Origin of the sequence: Kitasatospora sp. MAA19 (assembly GCF_029894125.1) — a bacterium.
Lineage (GTDB): Bacteria > Actinomycetota > Actinomycetes > Streptomycetales > Streptomycetaceae > Kitasatospora.
In genome coordinates this window covers 79601-100879 of sequence record NZ_JARXYZ010000013.1, presented here as the reverse complement: position 1 = coordinate 100879, position 21279 = coordinate 79601, and the positions used below count along the sequence as shown (strand labels likewise).

At 74.2% G+C, this 21279-nt stretch carries 20 protein-coding genes; 6 read left to right on the top strand and 14 right to left on the bottom strand.

Annotated elements, in window-relative coordinates:
* Positions 1 to 82 precede the first annotated feature (82 nt).
* Positions 83 to 1099, top strand: coding sequence for a UDP-glucose 4-epimerase GalE (gene galE, locus P3T27_RS21070; RefSeq protein ID WP_280680645.1), 1017 nt, complete (start codon positions 83 to 85; stop codon positions 1097 to 1099).
* 48 nt (positions 1100 to 1147) lie between these two features.
* Here galE and P3T27_RS21065 read toward each other — a convergent pair whose 3' ends face one another.
* Both P3T27_RS21065 and P3T27_RS21060 read right to left on the bottom strand, forming a co-directional pair.
* The gene (locus P3T27_RS21065) at positions 1148 to 1861 is read right to left on the bottom strand and encodes a transglycosylase SLT domain-containing protein (RefSeq protein WP_280680644.1); all 714 of its coding nucleotides are present in this window, start codon (positions 1859 to 1861) and stop codon (positions 1148 to 1150) included.
* 71 nt (positions 1862 to 1932) lie between these two features.
* Entirely contained in the window at positions 1933 to 2139 is a 207-nt protein-coding gene (locus P3T27_RS21060) for an antitoxin (protein ID WP_280680643.1), read from the bottom strand.
* A 256-nt stretch (positions 2140 to 2395) separates the two neighbouring features.
* Between P3T27_RS21060 and P3T27_RS21055 the strand changes: the two genes are divergently transcribed.
* Together P3T27_RS21055 and P3T27_RS21050 are read left to right on the top strand one after the other, a co-directional pair.
* Positions 2396 to 2971, top strand: coding sequence for a DUF6542 domain-containing protein (locus P3T27_RS21055; protein WP_280680642.1), 576 nt, complete (start codon positions 2396 to 2398; stop codon positions 2969 to 2971).
* Positions 2964 to 4562, top strand: coding sequence for an LCP family protein (locus tag P3T27_RS21050; RefSeq protein WP_280680641.1), 1599 nt, complete (start codon positions 2964 to 2966; stop codon positions 4560 to 4562). Before P3T27_RS21055 ends, P3T27_RS21050 begins: the two co-directional genes overlap by 8 nt.
* A 45-nt stretch (positions 4563 to 4607) precedes the next feature.
* On the opposite strand, the gene P3T27_RS21045 is transcribed toward P3T27_RS21050, so the two are convergent.
* Positions 4608 to 5060, bottom strand: a complete 453-nt coding sequence (locus P3T27_RS21045) for a hypothetical protein (RefSeq protein ID WP_280680640.1) — start codon at positions 5058 to 5060, stop codon at positions 4608 to 4610.
* Between the two features lie 120 nt (positions 5061 to 5180).
* Entirely contained in the window at positions 5181 to 6389 is a 1209-nt protein-coding gene (locus P3T27_RS21040; protein ID WP_280680639.1) for an MFS transporter, read from the bottom strand.
* 137 nt (positions 6390 to 6526) lie between these two features.
* On the opposite strand from P3T27_RS21040, the gene P3T27_RS21035 reads away from it, so the two are divergent.
* A complete protein-coding gene (locus tag P3T27_RS21035; RefSeq protein WP_280680638.1) occupies positions 6527 to 6970 on the top strand; it encodes a helix-turn-helix domain-containing protein in 444 nt (147 codons plus the stop codon).
* Between the two features lie 65 nt (positions 6971 to 7035).
* Here P3T27_RS21035 and P3T27_RS21030 read toward each other — a convergent pair whose 3' ends face one another.
* Positions 7036 to 8364, bottom strand: a complete 1329-nt coding sequence (locus P3T27_RS21030; protein WP_280680637.1) for a DUF6777 domain-containing protein — start codon at positions 8362 to 8364, stop codon at positions 7036 to 7038.
* A gap of 499 nt (positions 8365 to 8863) precedes the next feature.
* On the opposite strand from P3T27_RS21030, the gene P3T27_RS21025 reads away from it, so the two are divergent.
* The gene (locus tag P3T27_RS21025; protein WP_280680636.1) at positions 8864 to 10207 is read left to right on the top strand and encodes a streptophobe family protein; all 1344 of its coding nucleotides are present in this window, start codon (positions 8864 to 8866) and stop codon (positions 10205 to 10207) included.
* A 97-nt stretch (positions 10208 to 10304) separates the two neighbouring features.
* Here the strand turns inward: P3T27_RS21025 and P3T27_RS21020 are convergent, their stop codons facing one another.
* The 4 genes from P3T27_RS21020 to P3T27_RS21005 all read right to left on the bottom strand — a co-directional run bounded on the left by P3T27_RS21020 (position 10305) and on the right by P3T27_RS21005 (position 15011).
* On the bottom strand, positions 10305 to 10679 hold the full coding sequence (locus tag P3T27_RS21020) for a DUF1304 domain-containing protein (RefSeq protein WP_280680635.1): 375 nt from the start codon (positions 10677 to 10679) through the stop codon (positions 10305 to 10307).
* Positions 10680 to 10730: 51 nt separating this feature from the next.
* Positions 10731 to 11717: a serine/threonine-protein kinase gene (locus P3T27_RS21015; protein ID WP_280680837.1), complete on the bottom strand. Its 987-nt coding sequence runs from the start codon at positions 11715 to 11717 to the stop codon at positions 10731 to 10733.
* Positions 11718 to 11902: 185 nt separating this feature from the next.
* Positions 11903 to 12493 carry a hypothetical protein gene (locus tag P3T27_RS21010; RefSeq protein ID WP_280680634.1) on the bottom strand — a complete coding sequence of 197 codons (591 nt, stop codon included), beginning with the start codon at positions 12491 to 12493 and terminating at the stop codon, positions 11903 to 11905.
* 178 nt (positions 12494 to 12671) lie between these two features.
* Positions 12672 to 15011, bottom strand: a complete 2340-nt coding sequence (locus tag P3T27_RS21005; RefSeq protein ID WP_280680633.1) for an FHA domain-containing protein — start codon at positions 15009 to 15011, stop codon at positions 12672 to 12674.
* A 159-nt stretch (positions 15012 to 15170) separates the two neighbouring features.
* Between P3T27_RS21005 and P3T27_RS21000 the strand changes: the two genes are divergently transcribed.
* Entirely contained in the window at positions 15171 to 16520 is a 1350-nt protein-coding gene (locus P3T27_RS21000; protein WP_280680632.1) for an acyltransferase, read from the top strand.
* 14 nt (positions 16521 to 16534) lie between these two features.
* On the opposite strand, the gene P3T27_RS20995 is transcribed toward P3T27_RS21000, so the two are convergent.
* From P3T27_RS20995 to hppD, 5 genes are read right to left on the bottom strand one after another with little or no spacing between them, the layout of a single operon-like run.
* Positions 16535 to 17323, bottom strand: coding sequence for a DUF3050 domain-containing protein (locus tag P3T27_RS20995; RefSeq protein WP_280680631.1), 789 nt, complete (start codon positions 17321 to 17323; stop codon positions 16535 to 16537).
* A gap of 46 nt (positions 17324 to 17369) precedes the next feature.
* Positions 17370 to 18338 carry a transketolase C-terminal domain-containing protein gene (locus tag P3T27_RS20990; protein WP_280680630.1) on the bottom strand — a complete coding sequence of 323 codons (969 nt, stop codon included), beginning with the start codon at positions 18336 to 18338 and terminating at the stop codon, positions 17370 to 17372.
* Positions 18335 to 19315, bottom strand: a complete 981-nt coding sequence (locus tag P3T27_RS20985) for a thiamine pyrophosphate-dependent dehydrogenase E1 component subunit alpha (RefSeq protein ID WP_280680629.1) — start codon at positions 19313 to 19315, stop codon at positions 18335 to 18337. Before P3T27_RS20985 ends, P3T27_RS20990 begins: the two co-directional genes overlap by 4 nt.
* Positions 19312 to 20226 carry a phytanoyl-CoA dioxygenase family protein gene (locus P3T27_RS20980; RefSeq protein ID WP_280680628.1) on the bottom strand — a complete coding sequence of 305 codons (915 nt, stop codon included), beginning with the start codon at positions 20224 to 20226 and terminating at the stop codon, positions 19312 to 19314. Before P3T27_RS20980 ends, P3T27_RS20985 begins: the two co-directional genes overlap by 4 nt.
* A gap of 30 nt (positions 20227 to 20256) precedes the next feature.
* Positions 20257 to 21243, bottom strand: coding sequence for a 4-hydroxyphenylpyruvate dioxygenase (gene hppD, locus P3T27_RS20975; RefSeq protein ID WP_280680627.1), 987 nt, complete (start codon positions 21241 to 21243; stop codon positions 20257 to 20259).
* Positions 21244 to 21279: the final 36 nt, after the last annotated feature.

Below are 21279 nucleotides of genomic sequence, written 5' to 3'. Positions count from 1 at the left end.
GGAACCGTCGGGCCCGAACCGTCGTCCCAGTGGTCACCGGGCGCCACCGGGTGTCCGGCCGACCGCAAGGGAGCGTCCGCGCATGAAGAAGGTCCTGATCACCGGCGGCGCGGGATTCATCGGTAGCACCGTGGCGTCCGCCCTCCTCGACCAGGGCATCACCCCGGTCATCCTGGACGACCTGTCCAAGGGCCGGGCCGAGTTCGTCGAGGGCCGGGTGTTCTACCAGGGCGACATCGCCGACGCCGCCCTGCTCGACCGGATCTTCGCCGAGCACCCGGACATCGACGCCACCCTGCACTGCGCCGCCAGGATCGTCGTGCCCGAGTCGGTGGCCAAACCGCTGTACTACTACCGGGAGAACGTCGCCAAGACCGTCGAGCTGCTCGACGCCCTCCAGCGCAACGGCTGCACCCGCGTCGTGTTCAGCAGCTCCGCCTCCATCTACGCGCCCACCCCGGACGCCCGGGTCGACGAGAGCTGCCCGGTCGACGCCAACAGCCCCTACGCGCGCACCAAGCAGATGATGGAGCAGGTCCTGCAGGACTGGACCCGTGGGGAGGGCGCCGAGCGGCAGCGGGTCATCGCCCTGCGGTACTTCAACCCGATCGGCGCCGACCCGAGGCTGCGCACCGGCCTGCAGGACCTCAACCCCACCCACGCCCTGGGCAAGCTGATCGAGGCGCACACCAACGGCACGCCGTTCACCATCACCGGCGTCGACTGGGCGACCAGGGACGGCTCCGGCATCCGCGACTACGTCCACGTCCAGGACCTGGCGGAGGCGCACGTCGCGGCGCTGGTCCGCTTCGACGAGGTGATCGCCTCCGGCGCCGGGGACCGCTACCGGGTCATCAACGTGGGGACGGGCGACGGCACCACCGTGCGTGAACTGGTCGCCGCCTTCGAGCAGGCCGTCGGCGGCACCCTCGACGTCCGCGAGACCGGCCCCCGCCCCGGCGACGTGATCGGCTGCTACGCCGTCGTCGACACCGCCCGCGAGCTGCTCGGGTGGAAGCCGCGGCGGGGCATCGCCGAGGGCGTCGCCGACGCGCTCGCCTGGCGCGCGAAGTGGGCCGCCCGTCTCGGCGCCCACTGACCCTCGCCCGACCCTGGGCGCAGTGGCCCTGGGTCTGAAGACCCGGGGCTACTGCACGGCCGTGCCGGACTTCGCCCAGTTGTCGTGCAACCGGTCGAGGTAGGACTGCGCCTGGGAGCCCACCTTGACCCCGCGGGCGAAGGCCAGCATGTTGCCCGCGCCGGCGTTGTAGCCGAGGGCGAGGAGTTCGTCGTGGTTCAGCGGCGCGGCCGGGCGCGCCGGGAGCTGTCCGGCCAGGTCGTGCAGGTGCCAGGCGGCCGCCTGGATGGCCAGGTCGCGGTCGTCCGGCAGTTCCTCCCACCGGCGGGAGGCGAAGGGGCGGCCGGGCTTGGTGTCGTCGAAGGCGGCGCGGTGCATGTTGGCGATGCCGAAGGAGGCGTCGGGCTTGCTGCGCTGCCAGGTCCGTTCGAGCTCCGGGTCGTGCGGCTTGTACGACTCGTTGTAGAGGATCGCCATCAGCAGCTGCGGGTCGACCCCGGCCTCGGCGGCGTACCGGCGCACCGGGGCCGCGTAGTCGGCGGGGTCGTAGCGTCCGGAGGGTTTCGACGGCGCGGTGGAGGCGGGCGTGGAGGGTTTCGACGGCGCGGTGGAGGGCGCGGAACCGTCCGGCGAGGAGCCGGTGGTGGTCGTCGCGGCCGGGGAGGCGCCGGAGGATGCCGGGTCAAGGTGGCCGCCGCCCCGGACGATGCCCCACCCGGCCGCGACCAGCACGCCGACGACCAGCCAGCGCCCCCAGCGCGACCCCTTCTGCTCCTCGCTCACCGCTGCCGACCCCTCCCGTCCGCCCGTGCCTTCGTTCGACCGTCGTACCGGCGATCGTGCCCGGTGGCAGGCTACTCGGCCGGCTTCTGCTCGCCGTCGAGGTTGCGCAGGAAGCCCTTGGCCTTCTCGACACCGGTGTCGATCTGGCCGCTGTACTTGCCGTCCGTCCGGTCGTCGATCACGTCGCCGACCTTGTCCAGACCCTGCCCGAGCACGTCGCTGTGCTCGCGGGCGAGGTCGGTGGCCTTGTCCGCGAGGTTCTTCAGACTCTCAAACATGGTGACGCTCTGCTCCTCTGGCGCGTTCCTGATGGTGTGCCGACGTGGCGGGGATCATGACCATCGTAACGACGGCCCGCCAGGCGCTTCGCCGCTGCCGGATGACGGCGGGTGACTTTGCTGAAATGGGTTTGTATGCTCCAGCCCAACCTCTACAGCCGTGTAGAAGCTGGGAACCGCCACAGGACGGAACGCGTCCCGGCACGCACGCGGCGCGCACGCGCCGCGGCAGCCGAAACGACCGAGGGAAGTGCGCATGGCCGGGCAGCGGGCAAGAACGCCGTACCAGGACGCGGGACCGCGCACCGACGACCCCGCCCTCCCCGCGCAGCGCTCGCGCGCGGCCGACGCGGCGGAACCCGCCGCACCACCCGCCGCCCGCGCCCAGCGGGCCGGGGCCTCCCGCCGCCGGCCGCAGGCCCGTCGGGGCGGCGGCCTGCCGGTGGTGCTCACCGCCGTCGGCCTGCCCGTCCTCGGCGGGGTCGCGGACGAGCTCGGCGGCCCCGGCATCGGCGTCCTGTTCGCGGTCGGCGCGGTCAGCGGGACGGGGGCCGCGGCGGCGCTGTGCAGCAGGGCCGGCCGTTGGTGGGTCGTCACCGCCGCCCCGCTCGTGGTGCTGTTCGGCGCCGCCGGCATCGAGTACCTGTGGAACCGGGACGCGTACCAGGGCAGGCAACTCGGCACCGGCGCGCTGCGGTGGGTGGTGGAGGCGTTCCCGGTGATGGCGGCGGCGGTGGGGGTGGCGCTGCTGGTCGTCGCGGTCCGGACCGCACTCGACCGCCGGCGGCCCCGCAGCGCGGGCACGGCGACCGGAAGGAGCCGTCGTGGCTGAACGCCCCAACCGTCCCGGCCCCCGCCCGCGTGGCCACGTTCCGCGCCGCGGCGCCGCCCCGCTCGTCGTCGCCGGACGGACCCTCGCGTGCACCGTCTCCGTCGCCGTCCTCGGGGCCAGCGGCTTCACCTGGTACGAGTACCGCAGCCTCGACGACGGCATGACCAAGTCCACCGCGCTGAGCGAGGCGAAGAAGAACGCCCCGCCGCACCTCGACAAGTCGGTCAACCTGCTGCTGATCGGCCTCGACAGCCGGAAGGACATGGACGGCAACGACCTGCCCAAGCAGTTCGTCGAGGACGAACTGCACGCCGGGTCCAGCGAGATCGGCGGGTACAACACCAACGCCCTGATCGTCCTGCACATCCCGGCCAACGGCGGCAAGGTCACCGCGCTGTCCGTCCCGCGCGACAACTACGTGCAGACCGTCGGCGCCGACGGCAAGATGCACAAGATCAAGGAGGCCTACGGCATCGCCAAGGGGGCCGCCGAGCGGAAACTCGCCGGCAAGGGGCTCTCCAAGGCCGACCTGGAGCGGCAGAGCCGCGAAGCCGGACGCTCCGCCACCATCCAGACCGTGCAGAGCTTCCTCGACGTCCCGATCGACCACTTCGCCGAGGTCAACCTGATCGGCTTCTACGACATCGCCAGGGCCGTCGAGCCGATCCAGGTCTGTCTCAACCACCCGGTCGACGACCCGATCATCGCCCGCACCGCCACCCACGAGGGCGGCGGCACCGGGCTCAAGCTCCCGGCCGGGATCAGCTCCCTGAACGCCGCCCAGGCTCTGTCCTTCGTCCGCCAGCGCCACCACCTCACCAACGGCGACCTCGACCGCACCCACCGGCAGCAGGCGTTCATCTCCTCCGTCGAGTACCGGCTCAAGCAGCAGGGCGTCCTCAACGACTTCGGGCAGATGCAGAAGCTGTTCGGGGTGGTGAAGAAGGACGTCGTCATCGACAACGAGTGGAACATCCTCGACTTCGCCCGGCAGGCGCCCAACCTCACCGGTGGGAACGTCGAGTTCAACACCCTGCCGATCGCCGGGTTCAAGACCGTCGGCGGTCAGGAGGTCAACACCGTCAACGCGGAGCTGATCAAGAAGATCGTCCGGCAGCTGTTCAACCGCGAACCGGCCCCCGTCCAGGCCGCCCCCGCACCCACCGAGGCCGCCACCGAGACCGCCACCCCCTCTCCACCCGCCGCCTCCCCGACCGCGGCCAGGTCCGTCGTGGACGTCAACGCCGTCGCGGGCGCCGGCGCGGCCGCCACCGAGTCCAAGGCCCTCACCGAACTCGGCTACCAGCCCGGCAGGATCGGCGACGCCACCGCCAGGACCAGGGCCACCACCGTCACCTACGGCAGCGGTGCCAGGGCCGACGCGCAGCAGCTCGCCACCCGCTACGGGGTCACCCCCACGGCCACCGCCGGGGTCGCCCCCGGCCACATCCTCGTCACCCTCGCGGCCACCCGCACCCCCAGCCCGACCGCCACCCCCTCGCCGCCCGCCGCCGCGGCCACCGACCCCGTCGCAGGCCTGCCCATGCAGGGGCCCGCGGTCAAGGCCGGCGGCATCCCCTGCGTGGACTGACGGCGCGGGGCGGGCCGGTTCGGCGTGCGGCGGCCGAACCGGCCGTCACGGGTGGGGAGTTCCCTCCCGGACGCGCCGGGCGAGGAGGCCGACGACCCACAGCAGGACGGCCGTGGCACCCACCGCGGCGAGTACGTAGGTCGCGGGCATGTCGTCGTTGGGATACCGGTCACCGACGACCCGGACCGTGGCGGGGTCGTCCGCCGCCGCCTCCAGGGTGACGGTCACCCCGACGCGCGGCTTCCCGAGCCGCTTCAGGCCGAGCGCCGTCGTGCTGTAGGCGCGGTCCCCGACCCGGTACGTGACGGTGTAGAGCCACCCGCCCTTGCGCAGGGCCGCGGCGCTCACCGTCCCGTCCACCCGCAGCGGCGCGGCGTCGATCCGGCTGGCGGCCCGCCACTGCGCGGACGCGGCGCTCAGGCTCCAGCAGATCACCAGCAGCGAGACCGCCGCGCCCGCCAACGGCAGGGACCACGCCCGGCGTAAGACTGCCTTCATGGCCCGGACGATACCCGGCCCGCGACGCCGTGTCGGCGGCCGGTGCGAGGATCCCCGGCCTCCGGTGCGGCCGAAGCGGTGGCCGCCGGCCCGGGGCGGACGTGCTGCTGTGAGGGATCGTCAACTCTGCTTCATCGCCCACCAGTAGGCCAGGGCGGCCAGGCTGGTGGCCGCGCCGAGGAGGCAGACGGCCGGCCAGCCCCAGTGGTCGTAGACGACGGTGGAGCCGATCGCGCCCACCGCGCAGCCGGCGGAGTAGAGGAGCATGTAACCGGCGGTCAGCCGGCTCTGCGCCTCGGGGCGGACCTGGTAGAGCAGGTGCTGGTTGACCACGTGCACGGACTGCAGGCCGTAGTCGATCACCACCATGGCGAGCACCAGCCACCACACCGAGTGCGGCAGCAGGGCCGCCGGGAGCCAGGCGGCGAGCATCGCCAACAGGCCGATGCCGGCGGTGCGTTCGGCGTGTCCGCGGTCGGCCCGGCGGCCCGCGTGGCCGGCGCCCAGGGCTCCGGCGGCGCCGGCGAGGCCGAAGAGGCCGATCTCGGTGTGGCTGAGGTTGAACGGCGGGGCGGCGAGCGGGAGCACCATCGGGGTGAGCAGGACGGTGATCGAGGTGAAGGTGAGCAGCGCGAGGACGGCCCGGACCCGGAGCACGGGCTCCGCGGCGAAGAGCGTGAACACCGAGCCGATCAGCCGCAGGTAGCCGATCCGCCGGGTCCGGCGCCGCCGTTCGGCCGGGAGGGCGGCGGCGACGGCGAGGGCCATCGCGCCGGTGGCGACGGCGGACACGACGTAGACGGCGCGCCAGCCGGTCAGGTCCCCGAGGGTGCCGGCGACGGTACGGGCGAGCAGGATGCCGACCACGATGCCGCTGGTCACGGTGCCGACGACCCGGCCCTGGTCGGCGGGGGCGGCGAGCGAGGCCGAGTACGCGACGACGACCTGGGCGACCACCGCGAGGACGCCGACGCCGGCCATCGCGGCGAACATCAGCGGTGCGGAGGGCGCCACGGCGACGGCGCCGAGGGCGAGGACGGAGAGCCCGAGCTGGGCGGTGATCAGGGTGCGGCGGTTGACGTGGTCGCCGAGCGGGACGAGCAGCAGCAGGCCGAGCGCGTAGCCGATCTGGGTGAGGGTGCCGACGAGGCCGATGGTGGCCGGGTCGATGCCGTAGTCCTCGGCGATGAGGTCCAGCAGGGGCTGCGAGTAGTAGACGTTGGCGACGGCGAGGCCGCAGGCGACGGAGAGCAGCCAGGCGACGGCGGGTGGCAGGCCGCGTGGGGGCGCGTCGGCGGCGGGGGAGGTCGCACGGGTGGTGCAGGTCATGGGCAGGTCTCCCTCGGGCGGCGGCATGCACAGGCTGGTTTCAAAGTGCTACCGCGCAACCCTGGCATATCCTGGTTTCAATAAGCAACCGCGAGCTCGCCGGTAGGCTGGCCGCCGACCGGTGGAAGGTGGGAGAAGTGCCGAAGCGCACCACGCACGAGGAGTCGACCTGTCCGGTCGCCCGGCCGCTCGACGTCGTCGGCGACGGCTGGACGCTGCTGATCGTCCGCGACGCCTTCGACGGGCTGCGCCGCTTCGGGCAGTTCCAGAAGAACCTGGGCCTCGCCAAGAACATCCTCTCGGCCCGCCTCGCCAACCTGGTCGCGAACGGCGTGTTCGAGCTCGCTCCGGCCGCCGACGGCAGCCCGTACCGGGAGTACGTGCTGACCGAGAAGGGGCGCGCGCTGTTCCCGGTGATCACCGCGCTGCGGCAGTGGGGCGACCAGTGGTTCTTCACCGCGGACGAGCCGCGTGCCCGGCTGGTGGAACGAGGGACGGGCGCGCCGATCGCGCCGATGACGGTCCGCTCGACCGACGGCCGGGTGCTCCGGCCCGAGGACTCCGAGGTGCTGCTGCCCTAGGGTCCTGGTCGTGCCGCCGCCACCGGCCGGGTGGCGGCCGGTGGCGGCGGGGGGAGCCGGGCGGATCAGCTGGGAGTGGCGTTCTCCGTCGACGGGGTGATCTTGGGTGCGGTGGTCGTCGTCGTGGTGCCGGTGGTCCCCGCGGGGGCCCCGGTCGTCGGCGTCCCGTTGACCGCCGGAGGTTTGGTGGTCGGCGTCGGAGTGGGCACTGTGTAGGTGGACGGCCCCGCGGGCGAGCCGGTGGACGCGGACGAGGGGCCGGCCGTCTTGGTCGTCCCGCTGGGGGTGCCCGAGGAGGCGGACGACGTCGCGGCGGCGGAGCCCGTCCCCGTCGAGGCGCCGGAGGACTTCGCTCCGGAGGAGGTGGCCCCCGACGACGTGGCGCCGGAGGACTTCGCTCCGGAGGAGGTGGCCCCCGACGACGTGGCTCCGGAGGAGGTGGCCCCCGACGATGTGGCCCCGGAGGACTTCGCCCCGGAGGACGTGGCCCCGGACGAGGTCGCGCCGGACGAGGTGGCCCCCGAGGACGTGGCTCCCGAGGTCGTCGCCGGGCCGGAGCCGGAGGTCGCCCCGGAGGACGAGGTCGGCATCGAGGCCGTGGCCCCCGGCGTGGTCGGCGTCATCTTCCCCGGCGGCGGGACACCGGGCGCCAGCGGGCCCTTGGGCGGATCGACGTGCCGGTCGACCACCTCGATCCGCCCGGTCAGCCGGGAGAACCAGCCGCCCGTCTCGATGTTCACCAGGATGATCTCGGTCACCGGCTGCGGCGCCGGCACCACGACGACCAGCGTCGTCGGCTGGAAACCGGACCACGCTTTCCCGGTGTACTTGGCGTCGCTCACCAGCACCGGCGCCTTCAGCGGGTTGCCGCAGGCGCAGCGCACCCGGGGCACGCCCTGGGAGTCCACCAGCACGGCGGTGCCGGCCTGCAGCACGGACTGGTACTCGGTGCTGGCGCCGCTCTTGTAGGTGTGGTTGGTGACCCGGGTGTCCACCCGCAGGTACGCCGAGGTCAGCGAGCGCAGGTAGGACGGGATCGCGGACTGCTCGATGCCCGCGGCGGAGGCCCAGGCGCGGCCGGAGTCCCCGGTGGAGACCATCGTGATCAGGCGCTCGGTGTCGCAGCTGGGCTTGGACATCGTGCCGCCGTACAGCCCGGTGGAGCTGCCCTGCACGCTGTGGATCACCCGCGGGGAGGTCGCCGTGGATCCGCCGCCCTGCCCGGGCTGCGGCGCCTGCGACGGGGCGGGGGCGCTCACACCCTGGGTTTCCACCGATGGAGTGAACGGGGCGGGCCCCGGATCGGCCGGGGTCTGCAGCGCGACCTCGTTGGCGGCCGGTATGGCCTCGTTGTGGCCGCCCTGGTTGTTCACGATCAGCACGGTGGCCACCACGGCCACCGCCACCGTGCCCGCGGCCAGTGCGAGTCCCCGCCCGGAGCGCCACCACGGCGTGTGCGACCCGCCGCCACCGCCTGACGGCGGTCCGGAGGATCCGGGGGGCCCGGAAGACCCGGGTGGGGGGCCGGCCGGGCCTCCACCCGACGGGGGGCCGGCCAGCGGGCCGGACGGGGGGCCCGACGGGGGGCCGTAGGGGGGCTCGCTGGGCGGGCCGGACGGGGGCGGTTGGGAACTCATCGAGGCTCCGTTTCGCAGGCGGCCGGCGGACGCGCCGGCCCGGGAAGCTCCTGCCACTGGCTTCCATTTCCGCCCGGCACCTCACCTGCCGCAACAGCAGGTGTGCGCATCGTCGCCGGGCGTGCCCGCCGGGTGTCGGTCACCCTGGAACGCGTAGCCCGACAGCACCGGGGAGCCTGACGCGCCGACGCCGCTCCAGCGGGTCGAGCCGAGGAGCCCGACGCGCTGGGGCGCCCGACAGCACCGAGGAGACGGTATGCAGCAGCCCACGACCCGGGCCGCCGGCCCGCCCGGCGCCCTGCGCGGCTGGCTGGACGCGCTCGCCGTGGTGCTGGCCGGGTTCGCCGCGATGGCGGCGGTGGCCGCGCTGGGCCTCTGGCTGGCCGGCGCCAACCGCCTCCCGGACGGCGGCTTCGCCTCCGTGCTGGCCGGGACGCTGGCGCTGGCCGTCGGCGGATCCGTCCAACTCGACGGAGGGGCCGGGCAGTTCGCCGCCGTGGATGCCGGGATCGGCGTCATGCCGCTCTCCGTCTCACTGGTCGGCGCGGTGGTGATGGCCGAGGTGTTCCTGCGTCAGCTGCGCTTTCGCGCGGTGGCCGGCGGCGGCGAACTGCTCGGCCGGATCGCCCGGACGGTGGTGCTCTGGCTGGTCGCCCTCGCGCTGCTCACCCTCGGCGCCCGGCACACCTTCGTCGTCCCGCTCGGCGGCGACCTCGCCCAGTCCATCGGCGGCGTGCTCGGGCTGACCCCGGAGGTCGGCTTCCACGCGGACGGCGCGAGCACGGTGGGCATCGGCCTGGCCTGGCTGCTCGTCGTCCTCGCGGGCACCTTCGCGGTGTCTCGGCGGGCGCCGTTGCCGCGCGCCCTGGTGCCCTACCAACTGGCCGTTCGCCCGGCCGCGTTCGCGCTCTGGCTGGTCCTGCTCGCGTACCTGGTGATCGGGGTGGCGGCCGGGGTGCTGACCGCGATCGTGCACGGCAACGCCCGGCAGACCATGGCCGTGGTGCTGCTCGCCCTGCCCGACCTGGTCTGGCTGGCCTTCGGCGTCGGCCTCGGCGCGCAGTGGCACGGACGGCTCGCCGGCGCGCTGGGCCTTCCGGTGCCCAAGCCGCTCGCCGAGGTGCTGCGCGCCCCGGAGGGGCAGCAGGCCACCATCAGCCTGGGCACCCTCGCCGACCAGGACGCGCGCAGCTGGTGGCTGCTGCCGCTGGCCGCGGTGCTGCTGCTCGCGGCCGGCTTCCTCGCCGCGTACCGCTCGCCGCGCACCGTCCGGCTCTGGCAGCACGCTGTCCGGTTCGCCCTGGCCACCGCGGCGACGGTACTGCTGGTCGGGCTCTGGACCCGGGCGGACGCCGACTACGGGCTGTCCGTGCTCGGCGTCGGCATCGGCCAGGGCGGCCTCGGCGACCTCCTCGGCTCCATCCTCGGCGGCTCCAACCCGCTGGCCGGCCTCGGCAGCGGCAGCCTCACCCTGCGCCCGGTGCTGTGGACGGCCGTGCCGCTGGCGGCGGGCTGGGGTCTGCTGGCCGGCGGGCTCGGCGCCCTGCTCGCCGCCCGCACCGGCCGCCGCGGCGACGTGACGGCCGCAGAGCGGGGCTGACACCGTCGCCGGGTGATCGGACGGCTGCGTACGGCCCCCCGCCCGGCCGTCGGGCTGACCGCGGTCCCCGCCTGAGCGCCCTGGCTGCGCCGCGCGCTCAGAGCGCCTCGGCGAGCAGGATCGCCGCCGCCGGCACCGCCTGGCCGAGGGCGCCGCGCCAGAGCTTCGGCTCCGAGACGAAGAGGGTGATACCGCCGGCGACCATGAACGCGGCGATGTACGTGATCACGGCGCGGCCGGAGCCGGCGTGCCCGGTGTGCAGCAGGACCAGGCCGGCGACCAGGCCGAGGGCCAGGAACAGGTTGTAGAAGCCGACGTTGAAGCGCCACAGCCGGACCTCCGGGGCGTCCGCCGTGCTGCCGGTGAGCAGGAAGCGCACCCGCGGGTGCCCGTACAGGAAGCTCTCCAGCGGCCAGACGACGAGGTGGATCGCGGCGGCGAGCATCGCGAAGACCTGGCTCACGGCGTTCATGGCGGGTGGCTCCCTCGGGGTCGGCGGAGGACGGCTGACGGCGGCCGGCGCTCACCGCGGCGGCGGGCGGACGACCGGGGCGGCCCAGGCGGGCGGCTCGGGCACGGCGGCCGGCGGGGCGAGCCCGGGGACGACCGCCCGGACGACCTGGGTGGGCGGCCCGGCCCCGCTCCACGGCCCGGGCGCGGCGCTCCGCCCGGGTGCGAGGACGGTGGCCGCGCGCAGCTCGGCGATGAACTGCAGGCAGCTGGCGAACCGGTCCTGCGGCGCCTTGGCGAGCGCCCGGGCGACCACGGCCTCGACGGCGGCGGGCAGGTCGGGGCGGTGGTCGCGCAGCGCGGGCGGCGGGTCGTTGAGGTGGGCCCAGAGCAGGGCGAGGTCGCTCTCCCGGCGGAACGGCGGGGCGCCCGCGAGCATCTCGAAGACCACGCAGCCGAGGCCGTACTGGTCGCAGCGCCCGTCCAGCGGGCGGCCGGAGATCTGCTCGGGCGCGGCGTAGTCGAGGGTGCCGACGATCTGGCCGACACCGGTGAGCCCGCTGAGCGACAGGGACTTCTTGGTGAGCCCGAAGTCCGCCAGGTACAGGTGCTCGGGGTGCTCGCTGTCCGTCCCGGCGGCGACCAGCACGTTGCCGGGCTTGACGTCCCGGTGGACCAGGTCGTGGTCGTGTGCGGCGTCGAGCGCGGAGGCGATCTGCAGGGCCAGCCGGACGGCCCGCTCGATCGGGAACGGTCCGTCCTGGGTGAGCAGCGCGCGCAGGTCGCCGCCCTCGACGTAGCGCATCGCGATGAACAGGATGCCGTCGTGCTCGCCGGCCTCGAACACCGGGATGATGTGCGGGTGGTCGATCGCGGCGGCGGCCTCGGACTCGTGCATGAAGCGCTGCCGGAACACCTCGTTGCGGGCCAGTTCGGGGGCGAGCAGCTTGACCGCGACGGTCCGGCCGAGTCGCAGGTCCTTGGCCCGGTACACCACGGCCATGCCGCCGCGCCCGATCTCGCGCTCCAGCCGGTAGCCCGCGATCCGGCTCCCGACCATGCCGGCGGGCAGACCGGGCGCGGACGCCGGCTCGGGTGCGGACGGGTGCTCGGGCGCGGACAGCGGCGAGGGTCCGGACGGCGGCGAGGGGCCGGACGGCGGCCCGGGCGCCTGCTCGACCGGCCGGACGGTCGGGTGGTCGGAGGGCCGGGCGGTCGGCCGGTCGGGGGGTTGCGCGGAGGGGATCACGGCTCGCTCGTCCGGGTGGGGGCGTACGGGCCGCGCGCGGGCGACGGGGCGGACGTCGGGGCCGGCGACGGGGCGGGCTTCGGCGCGGACGTCGGGGCGGGCGTCGGCCGCTGGGCGGCCGCGTACGTCTGGAGCTGCAGCCCGTCGCAGTAGCACCAGCGGTCGTGCGCCGGGTCGAACACCCAGAGCGCCTCGCCGTCGACGACCAGGCCGAGCCGCAGGCCGCGGGTCCACTCCTGGAAGCCCTCCAAGTCGAGGCCGCCCGTCGCCAGGTCCTCCAGCAGGGCGCGGTAGCGGGCCAGCCCGGCCTCGGCCTCGGCGAGCGCAGGGCGCGGGTCGGCGGTCCGGGCCGGTGGGCCGTCGGCGGTGGGCGGGGTGCCCGGGAGCGTGATCAGCAGGCGGCCGTCCACCCAGGCGGTCCAGCCGTTGGAGCAGAGGACCTGGGCCCAGTCGCCCTGCCGGGTGACCAGCCGCACCGGGAGCAGAGCGTCCAGCCGGGCGGCGGGCCGGGCCGGGTCGGGGGCCGCCCAGGTGGCCAGCCCGGCCGGCGGGGCGACGTGGGTGGGGCGGAACACGAACTCGTCCATGGGCGGCTACATTTCCTCCGCCGCGCGAGCCGCGGCTGCGCGCGGCACTCGCACCACAGGTCGTTTTCCACTCTACCGGCGGCGGCCGGGCCCGGCCCGGGGCCGCGCAACCGAGTCCGGCGCCGCCCGACCGAGTCCGGCGCCGCCCGACCGAGCCCCCGCGCCGCACGGCGGCGCCCTACCGCCGCATGATCGCGGGCTCGTGCCGCCGCAGCAGGGCCAGCACCAGCAGCCCGTACGCCACCGCGAGCGCGGGCAGCACCGCGATGGCCCGCAGCCAGCCGGCGCGCTCGTGGCGGAACATCGGGTCGGCGGTGATCGCGGTCGGGAAGATGCGGTGCAGCTCGACCGTGCGGGCCATCGCCGACATGCCCCAGCGGGACGGGATCAGCCAGGCGAACTGCTCCAGCCCGGGCACGCCGTGCAGCTTGAGCATCAGGCCGCTGAAGACGATCTGCACCACCGAGAGGAGCACCAGCAGCGGCATGGTGGCCTCCTCCTTGTCCACCAGCGCCGAGACCACCAGGCCGAGCATCATCGCCGAGAACGCCAGCAGCGCGACCGCGATGATCAGCTCGGGCAGCTGCGGCATCACCACGCCGGTCGGCACCGCCCAGGAGAGGTTCACCCCGGCCAGGCCGACCACGGTCAGCACCGCGGCCTGACCGACCGTGACCGTGCCGAGCACCACCACCTTGGAGACCAGGTACGCCGATCTGGACAGCCCGACCACGCGTTCGCGCCGGTAGATCGCCCGTTCCTTGACCACCTCGCGGACCGAGTTGGCGGCGCCGGTCAGCAGGCCGCCGATGCAGAGCGTGAGCAGGCAGTTGACGGCGTTGTCCGGGGTGAGCCGGGAGCCGGCCATCACCCGGCACATCAGGCCGATCACGAAGGGCAGCACCACCATGATGGTGAGGAACAGCCGGTCGGCGGCGAGCACCGCGGTGTACCGCCGCACCAGGGTGCCCAGCTGGGAGAACCAGCCCTGCGGCTTCTCCCAGCCGATCGGCGGCGACGGGTGTCCGTCGGCCGGCGCCGCGGCGACGGCTTCGGCGGCGACGTACCGCCCGTACTGCGGGGAGGCGCGGAAGCGGCGCTGCCAGGCCTCGTGGTCCTCGTTCTCGAAGGCCTCGAAGGCCTCCGGCCACTCCTCGAAGCCGAAGAACTCCAGTGCCTCGCCCGGCGGGCCGTAGTAGGCCGTCCGGCCGCCGGGGGCGAGTACCAGCAGGCGGTCGCACACGTTGAGGCTCAGCACGCTGTGCGTCACCACGACCACCGTCCGGCCGTCGTCGGCGAGCCCGCGCAGCATGTGCATCACCGAGCGCTCCATGCCCGGGTCCAGGCCGGAGGTCGGCTCGTCGAGGAACAGCAGCGAGGGCTTGGTGAGCAGCTCCAACGCGACGCTGACCCGCTTGCGCTGGCCGCCGGAGAGGCTGCCGATCACCTGGTCGGCCCGGCTCGCCAGGCCCAACTCGTGGATCACCTCGGTGACCCTGGCCTCCCGCTCGTGCTTCGCGGTGTCGCCGGGGAAGCGCAGTTCGGCGGCGTAGGCGAGGGCGCGGCGGACGGTGAGCTGGGTGTGCAGGATGTCGTCCTGCGGCACCAGGCCGATCCGGCGCCGCAGTTCGGCGTAGTCGCGGTAGAGGTCCCGTCCGTCGTACAGCACCGTGCCCTCGTCGGCGGGGCGCAGCCCGGTGAGGGCGTTGAGCAGGGTGGACTTGCCGGCGCCGCTCGGGCCGGCCACCGCGAGCAGCGCCTTCTCGGCGAGCGGGAAGCTCACGTCGTCCAGCAGTACCCGGTGCTCGGAGCCGACCCGGACCACCAGGTGCTGCACGTCCAGGGAGATCTCGCCGGTGTCGGTGTACTCGACGAGGTGGCCGTCGGAGAGGCAGAGCGCGGAGTGGCCGATGCCGACGATGTCGGCCGGGCCGATCGGCGCCTGCTGGACCGGGCGGCCGTTCAGGTAGGTGCCGTTGTGGCTGTCCAGGTCGACGATCTCGTGGCCGCCGTCGGGCAGGTTCCGCAGTTCGGCGTGGTGGCGGGAGACCACCAGGTTGTCCAGGATCAGGTCGTTGTCGTGCGAGCGGCCGATCCGCACCGTGCCGCCGGGCAGCTGGAGCACCGAGCTGGGGCTGCGGAACGTCCCGGAGAGCTCGGGGGCGAGCAGCGAGGGCCGTTCGCCGGGGTCGGGGCGGGGCAGGCCGGCGAAGGTCGCGGACGGGCCGTCCGCCGGGTCGCCGAAGCGCAGCCGGGTGCCGGGGCCGACGTCCTGGCGGTCGATCCGGCGGCCCTGGTCGTAGGTGCCGTTGGTGCTGCCGACGTCCTCCAGCAGCCAGTGGCCGTCGGTGGCCCGCAGCACGGCGTGGTGCCAGGAGACCCGGGGATCGTCCAGCACGATCTCGCTGGTCGGGTCGCGGCCGAGGTGGTACGCCAGGGCCGGGTCGATCAGCTGCGACTCGGTGCCGGTGACCAGGACGAGGGGTGGCGCGGTGGGTGCGCCCGGGCGCTGTCCCATGATGCGAATTCTATCGCCGCGGCGGGTCGGGGGCCTGTCCGGACAGCCGGTCCGGACGGCCTGTCCGGACCCTGGGATTGGACTGGACCACTGTCCCGGCGCGGCACTATCGTTCGGCGTGCCCGCACGCCACCCGACGACCACCCGGGGACGGAACGCATGAGTATCTGGCCGCAGTTGCGCCGTTCCCGGACCGTCAGAGCCGGCCGCGCCCCCGGCACGGTGCTGCACTGCGGCCTGATGGACACCATGCTGGCCGACCTCGCCGTCTCGGTCGTGCTCTACTTCGACCGGCCGCTGGACGACGACCGGCTCGCCGCCGGCCTGGCCCGCGCCCTGGACCGGGTGCCGGTGTTCGCCGGGCGGCTGCGCACCGACGGGGACGCCCTCGAAGCGGTCTGCGACGACTCCGGCGTCCCGCTGGACCTCTACACCGTGGACGGCACGCTCGCCGAGGCGATGGGCCGGGTGACGGCCGCCGGCTCCGAGCTGGCCGACCCGGTGGACGCCCTGGCCGCGCGCGTCGGCGGCGCCCCGCTGCTCACCGTCCGGGTGACCCGCACCGCCGACGGTGGGACGGTGCTGGGCTGCTCCTGGCACCACGCGATCGGTGACCTGCACAGCTTCATGCTGCTGCTGCGGATCTGGTCGGCGGCGGTCGAGGGCGAGGAGCTTCCCGAGGCCGAACTGGTCGAGGACCAGGACGCGTTGCTGGACCGGGTGCTCCCGGCCGAGGACTGCGGGCGGCCCGGCTTCCGGGTGCCCTCGGCGGCGGAGGCGCAGCTGCTGGCCCGCGAGGTGGCGGCCGGGCCGCGCGCCAACCGGACCGTCCAGATCTACTTCGGGGGCGCCGAAGTCGACCGGATGCGCGCGGAGTTCGGTGCGGCGGCCGGCCGAAGACTCTCGTCCGGGGACGTGCTCTGCGCCCATGTCATCGGCACGATCAGGGAGTTGGACGGCGACGAGGCCGAGCGCTGGCTGACCGTCCCGGTCAACGCCCGGCGCTGGCTGCGGCTCTCGCCCGCGCTGGTGGGCAACCTGCTGGGTGACGTCCACCTGCCGTACCGGCCCAAGGACGGCCCGGCGGCGCTCGCGGGCGCGCTGCGGGCGGCGGTCGAGGAGTTCCCGACCGCCCACCTCAACCTGCGTTCCAACCTGGGCTTCCTGGCCTCGCTCGGCCGTGCCCGGCTGCGCGACTGCGTGCCGCTGGGCTTCGACCCGCAGGCGCGCCGGTTCAGCTTCTCCAACTGGAGCCGGTTCGGGGCCTATCGGGTGAGCTTCCAGGGGCACCACCCGGTGTTCTTCAGCCCGGCCGCCAACTACCCACTGCCGTGGGTGAGTTGGACGGTCGAGGGGTTCGGCGGCGAGGGCTACCTGAGCACCGTGGTGCTGCCGGCCCGGCTCGCCGCCCGGGTGCGGGGTACGGAGGGCCGGGCCGCGCTGCACCGCTTCCGGCACGAGACCGACGCGCTGCCCGCGTCGGCCTCGGCCGTTCCCAAGGTGATCTGAGGAGCACCTGGAAACTAGGCGAAGTCCGCCTCGATCGCGGTCCACAGCTGCACCCGGGCGCGCAGCGCGGTGCGGACGGTCTCGGCGCACTCGTCCCACTTGGCCTGGTCGTCGCCGCACAGGTCGATCAGCATCTGCATCGCCATCGGGGTGTGCTGCTCGCCGTCCACCTCGATGTGCCGGGCCAGGTAGTCCTTGAACACGGTGAGCACGCCGTCCGGGTCGTCGATGCCGACCACCTGGGCGAACATGTCCGGGATCAGGTCCTCGCGGCCGAAGGCGAAGGCGGCGGCCCGGCAGTGCACCGGCGCGGTCTCGATGATCGACCAGGTGGTGCCGGTGAAGTCGACGGCGGCCTGCGGCACCGGGGCGGCCTTCAGCGCCTCCGGCACGGCGGTGCCGGTGCCCAGCAGCTCCAGGAACTCCTCGACCGGGCGCGGGTCGGCGCCGGCCTGCCGCATGCCCTCGACGTACAGCTCGAAGTGGCTGGTGTAGCCCTCGCCGAGCTCGTCGCTCTCCTCGACCAGCACGATCTCGTTGATCAGCCGGCGGCTGGCGGTCGGCCCGCTCGGGACCCACGGGACCTCGACGCCGGTGAGGTCGCGCTGCAGGCTCTTCAGCAGTGACATGAAGTCCCAGACCGCGAAGACGTGGCTGTCCAGGAAGGTGCGGACGCGCTCGATGCTGGTCAGCCCGCCGTACACGGCGTGGCCGACCACCTCGCGGCGCAGCGGGTCGATGGCCTGCTGGAGGCTGGTCAGGCCGGGGTGCGAACGGTCCCAGTGGTAGCGGTTGGTGGACAAGACGGCTCCTTCGGGTCAGGGGCTTCGGGCGTGCTTCGGGCGTGCTTCAGGGGTGCTTCAGGACGGCGTGCAGGGCGTGGCGCAGCTGCTCGCGGCCGGGCTGCAGGGCCCGGTCGAGGGCGGGGGCGAAGGGCAGGACGGCGCCGTCGGGGCGGGTGACCCGGCGGGGCGGGGCGATCAGGCGCAGCTCCTCGGCGGCGGTGGCCAGCACCTCGGAGGCGAAGCCGCAGCTGCGGTTGGAGTCGTCGAACACGACCAGCCGGCCGGTGCGTTCCAGTGAGGCGGCGAGCGCGGCCCAGTCCAGCGGGTACAGCGTGCGCGGGTCGAGGACCTCGACCGAGACGTCCTCGGCGACCTCCTCGGCCACGGCGAGCGCGTCGTGCACCAGGTGTCCGACGGCGACCACGGTGACGTCGCTGCCGGGGCGGTGGATCCGGGCCCGGCCGAGCGGGATCGGGGCGAGGTCCCAGGTGACGGTCTCGCGCACCGGGAGGGCGGCGGCGGGCGCGAACACCACGACCGGGTCCGGGTCGCGGATCGCCGAGCGCAGCAGCCCGTAGGCGTCGGTCGGGGTGGCGGGCACCACGGTCTTCACCCCGGCGTGGGCGAACAGGCTGTACGGGTGGTCGGAGTGCTGCCCGGCCCAGCCGTCCCGGGAGCCCGAGCCGGGCACCAGACAGGTCAGCGGGACGCTCGCCTGCCCGCCGGTCATCAGGGAGAACTTGTGGGCCTGGTTGACGAGTTGCTCGAAGACCAGGAACAGCAGCGAGGGGATCTGGAATTCCAGCACCGGCCGCCGGCCGGCGAGCGCGGCGCCGATCGCCATCGCGGTGAAGGCCTGCTCGGACAGCGGGGTGTCGACGATCCGCTCGGGACCGAAGCGGTCCAGCAGGCCGAGCGTCGGGCCGGCCATCCCGGCGCCGATGTCCTCGCCGAAGACGCAGACCGCCGGGTCGTCGGCGAGTTCGTCGGCGATCGCCCGGTTGAGGGCCTTGGTGTACGAGAGCCTGGTCATGCCACCGCCCCCGCCCGGGGCCGCAACCCGTCGGCGTACAGGTGGTCCAACGCGCCTGCCGGGTCCGGGTGTTCGGAGGCGAGGGCGAACTCCTCGGCGGCGCCGAGCTGCCGGGCCACCGCGGCGTCGAGCCCGGCGACGGTCGGTGGGTCCAGCAGGGCGGCGGCCCGGGGGAGCGGGTCGCGGGCGCGCCAGGCGTCGACCTCCTCGGGGGTGCGGTAGCGCAGTCTCATCCGGCGTTCCATGGTGTGGTGGCCCTCGTAGCGGTAGGTGCGGCACTCCAGGAAGCCGGGGCCGTCGCCGGAGCGGGCCCGGTCGACCGCGCGCCGTGCGGCGGCGCGGACGGCCTCGGTGTCCATGCCGTCCACCTCCTCGGAGGGGATGCCGAAGGCGGCCGCCCGCCCGGTCGCGCTGCCCGCGACCGCGGTGGCGGCGGGCAGGGTGGTGGCGTAGCCGTTGTTCTCGCAGACGAACACCACCGGGAGCCGCCACATCGCGGCGAGGTTGAACGACTCCAGCAGGACGCCCTGGTTGAGCGCGCCGTCGCCGAAGAAGGCCACCGCGACCCGTCCGTCCCCGGCCTGCCGGGCCGCCCAGGCGGCGCCGACCGCGATCGGGGCGCCGGCGCCGACGATGCCGTTGGCGCCGAGGATGCCCAGCGAGAGGTCGGCGGCGTGCATCGAGCCGCCCCGGCCGCCGTTCAACCCGTCGACGCGGCCCGCCAGTTCGGCGAGCAGCCGGTGCGGTGCGGCGCCGCGGGCGAGTACGTGGCCGTGGCCGCGGTGGGTGCTGGTGAGCCGGTCGGCGGGGCCGAGTGCCGAGCAGACGCCGACCGCGACGGCCTCCTGCCCGATGTACGGGTGGATGCCGCCGGGGATCGCGCCGGCCTTGACCAGGCCGAGCGCCAGCTCCTCGAAGCCGCGGATCAGCCGCAGCATCCGGTAGCGCTCGGCCGGGGTCTCCAGTGGAGCCGTCACAGCGCGCCTTGCCAGACCGTCGGGCAGAACTGCGGGTCGGCGTAGTCGGGCCGGCCGTCGGCGGTGCGGCGCACCAGCACGTCGTGGTTGTAGACCACCGGGCCGCCGTCCGTCCTGGTGTGGTGGCGGTACTCGTTGGCGCCGTCCTGCAGGTGCAGCGAGACGGCCCGGCGCGGGAAGGAGGCCAGGTTGGGGCCGCTGCCGTGGTAGGTGCGGCAGTGGTGGAAGGACATGTGGCCGCGCGGGATGAGCATCGGGACGGTGTGCACCCGCTGCCCGTTGTGGGCGGCGTTGGCGGCCAGGATGTCGTCCAGCTCGCTGCGGTCGCGCTCGGCGAAGTGCCGGGTGGAGTCCTCGCCGGAGTCCAGCTCCCGCCAGCGGTGGCTGCCGTCGACCATGGTGATGGTGCCGTTCTCCTCGCGGCAGTCGTGGAACGGGATGAACGCGGTGAGCATCTCCTCCGAGGTGGAGGTCTGCCAGTAGTGCTTGTCGAAGTGCCAGGGCACCTGGTTGCTCGGCTCCCCGGGCACCGGCGGCTTGTGGATCAGGGTGGCCTGGAAGATCCGGATCTCCTCGGCGCCGGCGAGCAGGGCGGCCACCGCGCCGACCAGCGGCTTGCGCAGGATCGCGCCGATGGCGTCACTCTCGTAGTGCACGTAGTCGTTGTGCCGCTGGATCGGGCCGTGCGAGGGCTCCCAGGCGGCCAGCCGCGGTGGCCGGACGGGTAGTTCGCGGTCGCGGTGGCCGGAGTAGTAGCGCTCGGTGGCGGCCTGGAGGGTGTCCAGCTCCTCGTCGCTGAACAGCTTCCGGGACAGGTACCAGCCGTGCTCGCGGTAGTGGGCCACCTCCTCGGGCGTGGGCAGCAGGGCGCGTTCGGCCTCGCTGAGGCGGAACGCGGCGACGGTGGTCATGGGCGGTGCCCCTTCTTCGGGTGCGGGCGGTCAGACGGTGGCGGCGGAGCTCTGCCGCTCGACGGCCTCGTACAGGGCCTTGATGTTCGCGGTGCCGAAGGTGCCCGCGCCCTGGCGCTCGATCAGCTCCAGGAAGTAGGTCCGCCGGGGGTGGGTGGAGCGGACGAAGATCTGGAACAGCTGGCCGCCGTGGTCCTGGTCGACCAGCACGTGCAGGTCGCGCAGGGTCTCCACCGGGATGGCGGTCTCGCCGAACCGCTCGGCCAGGGCGTCGAAGTAGGCGCCCGGGGTGCTCAGGAACTCCACGCCGCGGTCGCGGGCGATCCGGACGGCGGTGGCGATGTCGCGGGTGCGGAAGGCGAGGTGCTGCACCCCGGCGCCGTCGTGGGCGGCCAGGAACTCGTCGATCTGGCCGGGGAGCCGGGTGGTGTCCGGCTCGATCAGGGTGAAGGTGACCTCGCCGGAGGCGCTCTGCACCACGCTGGAGTCCATGGCCTGCCGGCCGACCTCGATGTACTCGCCGAAGATCCGGTGGAAGCCGAGTGCGGCCTCGCAGAACCGTACGGCGTCGTCGAGTTGGCCCGCCGGGACGCAGATCGCGACGTGGTCCAGGGCGTCCAGCAGGCCCGGCTCGTCGGTGGGCTCGGCCGTGCGCAGCGGGACGAACCGCAGGGCGGTGTCGCCGAAGCCGGCGATCAGCCCGCCGGCCCGGTCCAGCACGCGGGCGCCGTGCCGCTCGGCGCGCTCCAGCGCGGCCTGCGGGTCGGTGCAGGCCAGGGCGAGCACGGCGACGCCGTCCCCGTGCCGGGCGACGTAGCCGGCCACCGGGTGGTCGAGGTCGGCGGCGGAGGCCAGGTGCATCCGGATCGTGCCCTGGCGCAGTCGGATGGTGCGGGCGCCGTCCGGCTCGGTCGCCGGGAGGTCGGCGGTGAAGCCGAAGTCGGCGCAGAGCCCGGTCGCCGTCTTGTCGGCGTCCGCGCAGTGGAATTCGACGTGGGTGATGAACTGGATGGACAACGGGATCTCCCCCGGAGGGATGGAAGGACGAGGATC

What these genes read in the sequence shown, in the direction of transcription:
- galE (WP_280680645.1), top strand. Translation starts at nt 83, where the DNA reads ATGAAGAAGGTCCTGATCACCGGCGGCGCGGGATTCATCGGTAGCACC.
- P3T27_RS21060 (WP_280680643.1), bottom strand. Translation starts at nt 2,139, where the DNA reads ATGTTTGAGAGTCTGAAGAACCTCGCGGACAAGGCCACCGACCTCGCC.
- P3T27_RS21055 (WP_280680642.1), top strand. Translation starts at nt 2,396, where the DNA reads ATGGCCGGGCAGCGGGCAAGAACGCCGTACCAGGACGCGGGACCGCGC.
- P3T27_RS21045 (WP_280680640.1), bottom strand. Translation starts at nt 5,060, where the DNA reads ATGAAGGCAGTCTTACGCCGGGCGTGGTCCCTGCCGTTGGCGGGCGCG.
- P3T27_RS21040 (WP_280680639.1), bottom strand. Translation starts at nt 6,389, where the DNA reads ATGACCTGCACCACCCGTGCGACCTCCCCCGCCGCCGACGCGCCCCCA.
- P3T27_RS21025 (WP_280680636.1), top strand. Translation starts at nt 8,864, where the DNA reads ATGCAGCAGCCCACGACCCGGGCCGCCGGCCCGCCCGGCGCCCTGCGC.
- P3T27_RS21020 (WP_280680635.1), bottom strand. Translation starts at nt 10,679, where the DNA reads ATGAACGCCGTGAGCCAGGTCTTCGCGATGCTCGCCGCCGCGATCCAC.
- P3T27_RS21015 (WP_280680837.1), bottom strand. Translation starts at nt 11,717, where the DNA reads ATGGTCGGGAGCCGGATCGCGGGCTACCGGCTGGAGCGCGAGATCGGG.
- P3T27_RS21010 (WP_280680634.1), bottom strand. Translation starts at nt 12,493, where the DNA reads ATGGACGAGTTCGTGTTCCGCCCCACCCACGTCGCCCCGCCGGCCGGG.
- P3T27_RS21005 (WP_280680633.1), bottom strand. Translation starts at nt 15,011, where the DNA reads ATGGGACAGCGCCCGGGCGCACCCACCGCGCCACCCCTCGTCCTGGTC.
- P3T27_RS21000 (WP_280680632.1), top strand. Translation starts at nt 15,171, where the DNA reads ATGAGTATCTGGCCGCAGTTGCGCCGTTCCCGGACCGTCAGAGCCGGC.
- P3T27_RS20990 (WP_280680630.1), bottom strand. Translation starts at nt 18,338, where the DNA reads ATGACCAGGCTCTCGTACACCAAGGCCCTCAACCGGGCGATCGCCGAC.
- P3T27_RS20980 (WP_280680628.1), bottom strand. Translation starts at nt 20,226, where the DNA reads ATGACCACCGTCGCCGCGTTCCGCCTCAGCGAGGCCGAACGCGCCCTG.